The following is a 489-nucleotide window of genomic DNA, read 5'->3' on the forward strand; positions in this document are numbered from 1 at the left end:
GATGTGCTCGGTGACATCAGCGCCAACTACGTGAGCGGCGACGATGGCGACAATCTGCTGGAGAAGGGCGAGACCTGGATCTACACGGCGACCGCCAAGGACCAGACCGGCAATGTCGGCGACGACATCACCAACGTGGTGACGGTGACGGGGACCGATGACGAGGGCACCGAAGCGACCGATGACGACACGGCGACGGTGACGATCACCGACGTCGCGCCAGACATCAAGGTCGTGAAGACCCCGGACATCACCACGATTGCCGAGGGGACGACGAGCGACATCGTCTACACCTATGAAGTGACCAACGAGAGCACCTCGGACACCGATCCACTGACCGTCACCTCGCTGGTCGACGATGTGCTCGGTGACATCAGCGCCAACTACGTGAGCGGCGACGATGGCGACAATCTGCTGGAGAAGGGCGAGACCTGGATCTACACGGCGACCGCCAAGGACCAGACCGGCAATGTCGGCGACGACATCACC

General features: G+C 62.2%; 1 protein-coding gene. It reads left to right on the forward strand.

The window, feature by feature from the left end; genetic code table 11:
• On the forward strand, window positions 1–489 hold a 489-nt coding region (locus AC1DV8_RS22930; RefSeq protein ID WP_477159044.1), incomplete at both ends, for a hypothetical protein.

It is taken from the genome of Devosia sp. P3_B2 (assembly GCF_056402875.1).